Below are 1,741 nucleotides of genomic sequence, written 5' to 3' on the forward strand. Positions count from 1 at the left end.
CGGCGGGCTGCTTTGCGGTTTGCAAACCCCGCCGCTCTGGCTTATAGGCCACCCGATACATGCGCGTGCAGCCCGCTCTGGCTAGAATCACCGTCGGTTCATCCGATGCGGGTCGTGTCGCGCGACGTTTGAAATTGATACGAACCCGAAGGCTGATTCCATGGCAAATACGACACAATCCAAAAAGCGCGCGCGCCAGAACGAAAAGCGATTCGCGATCAACAAGGCGCGCCGTTCGCGTATCCGCACCTATCTGCGTCGGGTCGAGGAAGCGATTGCTTCCGGCGACCAGAACGCGGCCCAGGAAGCGCTGCAGGCGGCCCAGCCCGAGCTAATGCGCGGCGTCTCGAAAGGCGTCTTCCACAAGAACACGGCAGCGCGGAAAATGTCCCGCCTTTCCTCACGTGTAAAAGCCCTCGGCACAACCTGAACAAGAATCAGTTAAGTGCTTGAAAATCCCGGGGTGCCGCATTGCGGCACCCTATTTTTATGCGCTGTTGCAATGTTTTGGCCCTCGGAGATTCTTTTCGAGTCAAGTTTGAAGATATGTTGAAGCAGCTAGTAACAAGTTGTTAGGACAGTCCTGCGAGTCACATCGCATGGGGGGACAGGCCCCAGGTTTAAAATCGTCGCGGCGGTTGCAGATCTGGGAGCGTCAAACGGTTTGCTAGGACCGGGTGACGCGATCTGCAAATGGGCTGCTGCCAGTTCATTTGTCCTGTCATCTACAAAATACGGACGGTTGCGTCCGGCGACTGCGCGCTTTGGGACGGGGCACGCTGCGCAATGCAATCGGTTTGGATAGCTCCGAGGGGCATATGGCCGGATACCTGATGGGACCGGGTATGTGGTTTGTTGCCTGTCGGAATGGGATGACGTGCGGGCTGTTTCGGCGATCCGTTCGTGGTGTTGAATGGATGAAGGGCGCATATGACACGGGATCAGTGGGGCGAGATCGGACAAAGACTGCTGAAGACAGTCGGACAAAACAATTACACGACCTGGATCAAACCTCTTGAACCCAAACACGTGGAAGACGGTATCTGCACGCTCGAAGTGCCGACCAATTTCTTCGGCAACTACGTGAGCCAGAATTTCTCTGACCTGATCCTGCATGAAATCAGTGCGATCATGCCCTCGGTGCAACGGCTCAAGTTTGCGCTCGCTCCGCGCACGCCAGTCATGGCGAATGCCGCGGCCGCGGCCCCCGTCGCGCCCCGGTCACAGGCTGCAACCCCGCAGGCGACGGCAACAGCCGCCGCGAAGGGTGCTGCCAATTCGGCCCTCAACACCGCCCCTCTCGATCCGCGCTTTTCCTTCGACAATTTCGTCGTCGGCAAACCCAACGAACTAGCCCATGCCGCCGCCCGCCGGGTGGCCGAAGGTGGGCCGGTCACATTCAACCCGCTGTTCCTTTATGGTGGTGTCGGCCTCGGCAAGACACACCTGATGCATGCGATCGCTCGTGAACTGGGCCAGCGGCAACCGGAAATGAACGTGCTCTATCTTTCCGCCGAGCAGTTCATGTACCGTTTCGTGCAGGCCCTGCGCGATCGGACGATCATGGATTTCAAGGAGCTTTTCCGCTCCGTCGACGTGTTGATGGTGGATGATCTGCAATTCATCGCGGGCAAGGACAGCACGCAGGAAGAATTCTTCCACACCTTCAACGCGCTGGTCGACCAGCACAAGCAGATCATCATTTCGGCCGACCGCGCCCCCGGAGAGATCAAGGACCTTG

2 protein-coding genes are annotated in these 1,741 nt (G+C 58.2%); both read left to right on the forward strand.

What is annotated here, in order from left to right; genetic code table 11:
- Nucleotides 1-160 precede the first annotated feature (160 nt).
- Nucleotides 161-430 carry a 30S ribosomal protein S20 gene (gene rpsT / locus A3764_RS17015; RefSeq protein WP_067926486.1) on the forward strand — a complete coding sequence of 90 codons (270 nt, stop codon included), beginning with the start codon at nt 161-163 and terminating at the stop codon, nt 428-430.
- 500 nt (nt 431-930) lie between these two features.
- Nucleotides 931-1,741: DnaA ATPase domain-containing protein (locus A3764_RS17020; protein WP_150122260.1), on the forward strand; the 811-nt coding region annotated here is incomplete at its 3' end.

Origin of the sequence: Sulfitobacter sp. HI0129, from assembly GCF_001635395.1 — a bacterium.
Lineage (GTDB): Bacteria > Pseudomonadota > Alphaproteobacteria > Rhodobacterales > Rhodobacteraceae > Sulfitobacter.

What these genes read in the sequence shown, in the direction of transcription:
- rpsT (WP_067926486.1), top strand. Translation starts at nt 161, where the DNA reads ATGGCAAATACGACACAATCCAAAAAGCGCGCGCGCCAGAACGAAAAG.